The 6,471-nt window shown below is 48.3% G+C and carries 5 protein-coding genes; 2 read left to right on the forward strand and 3 right to left on the reverse strand.

What is annotated here, in order from left to right; genetic code table 11:
* Positions 1-106 precede the first annotated feature (106 nt).
* Complete coding sequence (locus FUA23_RS14275) at positions 107-934, forward strand: queuosine precursor transporter (protein ID WP_147931427.1); 828 nt, start codon at positions 107-109, stop codon at positions 932-934.
* 18 nt (positions 935-952) lie between these two features.
* Here FUA23_RS14275 and FUA23_RS14280 read toward each other — a convergent pair whose 3' ends face one another.
* Complete coding sequence (locus tag FUA23_RS14280; protein ID WP_147931428.1) at positions 953-1,831, reverse strand: UbiA-like polyprenyltransferase; 879 nt, start codon at positions 1,829-1,831, stop codon at positions 953-955.
* 238 nt (positions 1,832-2,069) lie between these two features.
* On the opposite strand from FUA23_RS14280, the gene FUA23_RS14285 reads away from it, so the two are divergent.
* Positions 2,070-3,326: a zinc dependent phospholipase C family protein gene (locus tag FUA23_RS14285; protein ID WP_147931429.1), complete on the forward strand. Its 1,257-nt coding sequence runs from the start codon at positions 2,070-2,072 to the stop codon at positions 3,324-3,326.
* 203 nt (positions 3,327-3,529) lie between these two features.
* On the opposite strand, the gene FUA23_RS14290 is transcribed toward FUA23_RS14285, so the two are convergent.
* Complete coding sequence (locus tag FUA23_RS14290) at positions 3,530-4,066, reverse strand: DUF2306 domain-containing protein (protein ID WP_147931430.1); 537 nt, start codon at positions 4,064-4,066, stop codon at positions 3,530-3,532.
* A gap of 501 nt (positions 4,067-4,567) precedes the next feature.
* A complete protein-coding gene (locus FUA23_RS14295) occupies positions 4,568-6,034 on the reverse strand; it encodes a serine hydrolase domain-containing protein (protein ID WP_147931431.1) in 1,467 nt (488 codons plus the stop codon).
* Positions 6,035-6,471 lie beyond the last annotated feature (437 nt).

Genomic DNA, 6,471 nt, shown 5'->3' on the forward strand with positions numbered 1-6,471 from the left:
TGGTACCGGGGGGCGGTTTCCGGCGAAGCCAGCGGATTTTTTACAAAAACCGTGGTGATACCGTTGCCGTATCTTACCCGCTCAGTTTAAAAAGCCTGACGAAATCATGCCCACTTCAACCAGTTCTTCTCTTTCCTCCACCGATGTGATTTCCCACCGACCAAGCCGGCTATTTATAATTCTGGCCGGTTTTTTTGTTGCCAATGCCCTGGTCGCGGAATTGATAGGCGTAAAGATCTTCACGCTGGAAGATTCCCTGGGGCTGGCACCCTGGGATTTCAACCTATTCGGTGAAACCGGATCGCTGCAGTTCTCCGCCGGTGTATTGCTGTGGCCCGTCGTTTTCGTGATGACTGATTTGCTCAACGAATACTACGGGAAGCGAGGCGTCCGCTTACTGAGTTACCTCACCGTAGGGCTGATTCTTTACGCCTTCCTGATGATCTTCATCGCTATACAACTTGTACCGGCCGACTGGTGGGTGGAGCAATCCATCAATCATGGTGTCCCCGACAGTCAGGCAGCGTTTCGGGTAACCTTCGGTCAGGGTATGTTCATCATTGTTGGTTCTGTCTCTGCATTTCTACTGGCTCAATTGACGGACGTTTTCGTGTTCCGGCGGATACGGAAATCAACCGGAGAGTCTCGGCTGTGGCTACGGGCTACGGGTTCTACCCTTGTCTCACAACTAGTAGACAGCCTTGTAGTACTGGGGATAGCCTTCAAACTCGGACCAGAACTCTTCGGTGGCATCATTGAGCCCTGGCCCTGGTCACGACTACTGGCGGTGGCCACCGTACAGTATGCTTTTAAATTCACTGCCGCAATTCTGATGACGCCGGTGATCTATATTTTTCATGGTTGGATAGACCGGTACCTCGGTCACGAGGTTGCCACACAAATGAAATCACAGCGTGAGGTAAAGCGTCATTGAGTTGCCTCAATAACTCACTTACAGGTAAATATCCAGAATACAGAGCCCTCCGAACAGCAGACTGGCAACTCCGTTGGTGGTAAAAAACGCAAGATTGATCCGGCTTAGATCACCCGGCCTGACGAGTGAGTGCTGATAAACGAGACACGCCAGAAACAACGCTCCGGCTACGAAACTTAACCAAGCGAACTCCGGATACAGCTGCGCCTGAAGCAAAAGAGCGGTAACCAGAACACCCGCACATACGAAGTGAAGGATGCGCCCCAGGCGAAGGGCGTTCACCGTGCCCAGACGAACCGGAATAGAAAACAGTTGCTCTTCCCGGTCGAAGCTTTCGTCCTGCAAGGCATAAATAATATCAAATCCGGACACCCAGAGCAATACGACTATACCGTACAACACAGGTAGCAGCGCCCACTGAGCGGTAACGGCGAGATAGGCGCCAATGGGTGCAAGCGCCAGGCCCAGCCCCAGCACGAAATGGCAGAGGTAGGTAAATCTCTTGGTGTAGCTGTACCCTAAAATCACCAGCAATGCAACGGGGGAGAGCCACAGGCAAAGGGGGTTCAGGAGCCCTGCGCAGAGCACAAAAAAGGCGCAATTGAGAAAAACAAAACCGAGAGCAGCCTTACTGGAGATGATGCCAGCCGGGATTTCCCGAACCGCAGTCCGTGGGTTTTTCACATCGATATCCCGATCCTGCCAACGGTTAAAGGCCATGGCCGCAGAGCGGGCAAAGACCATACAGAGCACCACCAGTAAAAGATCTTTGAGCGGCAGAGCACCTGCGTCAAGCACCGCTAAAAAGAAGCCCAGCAGTGCAAACGGCAACGCAAAGATGGTATGGGAGAACTTGATCAACGACAGATAATTGCCAATGCGGCTTAATATGGCCATGTGGTAAGGATGAAGCGTCACGGAATGAGAGTCTGACCTCCGTGTTAGAATTTGAAAATCTGTACGGGATCCTTCGGCAACACCTTGGCATCAGGGATTCGAACGACGACCTGAACCCCAAAGATGAAGGCTGAAAGATTCCGTCAGGGATACGTAGTTATAGACGTATGACAGCAAAGATAGTTGCCGATTGCGGACTCCTCTTGCCGTATCTTAGCCCCTACCAAACCAAAGAAAAATGAAAATCAGGTCTCTAATCTTTTGCGTCGTTGCGGTATTGGCCCTTACGGCCTCCGCCGTTGCAATCAGTCCTGACTGGGGCTTTTTCGGCCACCGGCGCATCAACCGCCTGGCTGTCTTTACCCTTGACTACGAAATGATGCCTTTCTTTCGTGCCAACATAGAATGGCTTACAGACCACGCAGTAGACCCCGATAAACGCCGCTATGCCACCAAGCACGAAGCGGTGCGCCACTATATTGACATCGACCACTGGGGAGAAAGCGAAGACTATGCTTTCGTGCCCCGCCGCTGGACGGATGCCCTGCTCTGGAAAGGTGAGCTCAAAATCATCACTCCTGGAAAAGACACCGTCAGCTGGACCGTAGACACCATTCATCAAGCCGACCCCGACTACCTCTTCGACCGTGAAAGCCGGGTGCTGCTCAGCAGCAGCGCAGGCGGAAATCAGGTAGAAATTCAGCTCAATGCTTACCGCGAATTCTGGATCAAAGACGTACTGCCAGCCTACTACGACGACGAAATAACGGTAGCTCCATCCGCTTTGAAAATCATCGGGTTCCCCGTAGCAAAAGACGCAGAAAAAGTAACGATCGTTGATCATCTTTCGGAGTACGGCATCCTGCCCTGGCACCTCGAACAGATGCACCGTCGCATTACCAAAGCTTTCGAATCCGAGGACGCTGAACGGATTCTCCGGTACTGCGCCGAAATGGGGCATTACGTCGGCGATGCCCACGTTCCGCTTCACACTACCGAAAATTATAACGGCCAGATGACAGGCCAGACCGGCATCCACGGCTTCTGGGAAAGCCGGATACCGGAGCTCTTCGCAGACAACAATTACGACTACTTCGTCGGCAAAGCAGAGTACATCGAAAACCCGCGCGAATTCTACTGGGACATTGTGCTCAAAAGCCATTCCCTCGTAGATAGCGTCTTGCGCACCGAACAGCGTCTCCGCGAAACCTACCCCTCCGATCAGCAAATGGTTTTCGATGAGCGGCTGGGGCGCACCATCAAGACGCAGTCAGCCGAGTTTGCCGCCGCCTGGGATAAAGAAATGCAGGGCATGGTCGAGGAACGCTTCCGGGCGTCCATCCTAGCCATCGGCTCCGTTTGGTACTCCTGCTGGGTCGACGCCGGCCAGCCGGACCTCAACAAACTGACTCCTGATCCGGTGATTTACGCGAAAACGGATACGCTGGATAAAGCCGTGCAGGGAGGACAGATCAAGGGAAGGATTCATGAATAAAGCGGGCTTATCCGGGCGCGGCCGCAGGTGCAGGGAGCGTTTTAAAACAGGTAAAGCTCAGGTAAGACAATCATAACGAAGGGGCGCAAACCAGATTGTCGCTCCCCCGAATCCCTGCCTCCTCACATCGCTACGCCGGGCAGGAGCAAGCACGACAATCTGGTCTGCGCCCTAACGAAGTTGGCTGTCTTTACCGGAAGCCTTTATTTGTCAACAGACTGTAGTGTACTTACCGTATCGAATTTAGCCTGCCAACGCTTTTTATTCCTGAACCAAGAGACGTTTGCGGCCACCATCACTACGCCGGAACCTATTGCCACCATAGTGTAAAAGGTATTCGTAGGTACACCATCTGCAATTACTGTCTGAGGTAACCGAACCGCAGTTTCAGCCACAAAGGCCATGTACAAACCAATAACCGACCAGTACATGAAGCTGAAGTGCATACTTACGTAACCTGGCTTTGGTTTCTTCAAAATAACAGGAACCATCCCTCCAATCAGGGTCAGTGAACTGAATACCGCCAGGTAATGAAACAGACCAAACTCACCGTACAGTGAATAAATACTAAATGCGGTACCCAGCATAACGACCATCGTTACAACGTAAATGTAGCCCAATCGCCGATGAAGTACGGTCCCCTTAGGCAGAAAGAGCACTCCGCCACCAGCCAGCATCGCGGCAACAGCTGAGAGAAAATGAATGAACCCTACGGGGGATTGAGTTATGGACAGTAGCATATCTTTAAGTTTGGGAATAGGTTCGCTTCTACACTGCTAAACAAATACCCCATTAGGGTCTTGAAGCGCCCGGTCATCTCATTTGTCTAGCAGTGGAGGTTCGCTTCTTTAGAGTAAACCATCTTGTACCGAGCAGAAAATAATGAAGTTGAAGATAAGACAAAGAAGTACACCCTGTTCTCTGTTCTTTCCTTTGTCCCGGCAATTCCCGTCCGCCCCATTAGTATGGCTTACTACGTGATATCAAGATCGGTAATACTCGAATTTTGATAGGCGCAAGCCAGATTGTCGCGATTGCTCCTCCCCAGCGCAGCGGTGTGGGGAGGCTGGGAGGGGCTTGAGCGACAATCTGGTTTACTCCCATTTTGATAGTAGGAGGTCGTGGACTAATTTTTAAAACTACTCTATATTTTTGATTTTCCACCTTCGCCCCCCGGACCACCTCAGACAAGCTTCGCCTTAGGCTCAGCGGAGAGGGAGCTAATTATGTAGAGTAGTGTACTAACTTTTGTGCTCCACCTTAATTTCAGTACTGATATCATCTCGGAATAAGGATACCTTTTCTAACCCCTCATCATCAAAATCAAACCTCATCAGATTTGGATAGTCAATAATTTTGAAAAATCCGTTTTTCAAATAGATTAGCTCACTATTCTTTCCCATAGAAAAATCAAAATACGGACTTTTCACAATCATTTTGCCTCCTTCATCCACTATTTCGACATGTAATTTAGGTTGTTGAAATAAGAAGTCCTCGTAAGTCCCTACAAGCTTAGCTTTTAATTCATCAGGCATTTCCTGCATTTCATCTTCCTTAATCTCAACACTCCACCCCATCAAATTCTGCAGTTTTTGGCGGACTTGGTTAATTACGGGAAAACGATTGGGTTTGTCGCCATTGGCAAGAAAAACGTAGCCGTTTCCATCAGTCATTGTTGCATAAACATCTCCTCCCACTCCGGTATTAGAGCCATTGCACATGAACCAATCGTAATTATCAAAACCAAAGGTTTTTTGCCATCCGTAACTCCAGCCACCTACAGCATTTTTGAGAGCTGTTGTTCTGGTTATTTCTTTAGCGACCTCGTGAGATACAACTCTATTGTTTTCGTTTCGCAATGCATTCTGGATCTCAATCGCCAGTTTTGCTAAGTCATTGGTGGTTGACCACATACCTGATGGCGCAACTTGTGGCGTTATGGGTAGGCCTGTTCGTATTACTTCTCCATCTTTATTATGAACAAGTGCTACATTTTCTAAGAAACCTTTCTCGTTGGGCTGCTTCATCGTCGTATTAGTCATATTCAATGGTTTGAATATGTGCTCCCGGGCAAGTTCAGAGATAGGCTCTTGGAAAGTGTCTTCCAATGCCATTTGAATAATCACATATCCACCTCCACTATACTGCCAACTAGTTCCTGGTTCAAACAGAAACTCGATTTCCTGATTATACCTCGGAAGCTGCCCTAAAAGACTTTGCTTGATTGATGGTATCGTATCACCTTCATAGAAATCAGCAAAGCCATGTTGACTTGTTCCCGCTGTATGATTCATCAGATGTTTCCACGTAGGCTTCGTATTTTCAGTATGCTCATTTTCGGGTAAACTCCATCTTTTTAAATAGTTCTCGATAGGTTCATCCAGATCGATTAATTCTTTTTCTGCTAGAATGTGACAAAGAAGTGCCGTAACAGGCTTAGAAATCGATGCGGTTGAAAAAGCGGTATTCTCATCTATTTTCTCATCAGTTTCGAACGACCTAACGCCAAATTGATTAGAATAGACAACGCTATAGTCTTCAAAAACAGTGAGGCTAAAACCTGCTAACTTATTATTCACTAACAGAGTGTCAACGTTTAGACTATCCGTAATGAATGCGAAATCTTCTTTCTTGGCAAATTCATTTTCGTTTGGCTTGCAACTAGAAATCAATATTGCCAGAAGTAGGAAGTTAATAACTTTTATCATAGTTCTTCTCTCTGTATTATGATTTAGAACGTATTTGGAAATTTTAAAAACTTGTTATTAGTTATTTGATGTTCTGCCCCACACTGTCGGACATTTTTGGTTCCCGCTCCGCTGAGCCTTAGGCGAAGCTTTCTGGAAAGAGCGAAGGGTTAGACGGGAAATCAAAAATGTTCAGTAGTGTGGTTCTGGCCAGGTAAAAAGTATTTATCTAAGGGGAGTACGTGTGACAAGTCCTTCCCTGAACCCGGTTGTCAGGCTCAAATATAAGGTCTCTACCACCGGCCGCAGGAGACGTTCAAAAAGTGTGTGTATCACAATGGTCCGCTACGATTTTAGGCTTCTAAAAAAGGGTAGGCCCTTAACTTGGTGATTCTCACACCTACCAAGAATGACCTACCCGACGAAAATCGAAACTCTCGCTGCCCAAATATTGCAAA

This window comes from Neolewinella aurantiaca (assembly GCF_008014675.1).
Lineage (GTDB): Bacteria > Bacteroidota > Bacteroidia > Chitinophagales > Saprospiraceae > Neolewinella > Neolewinella aurantiaca.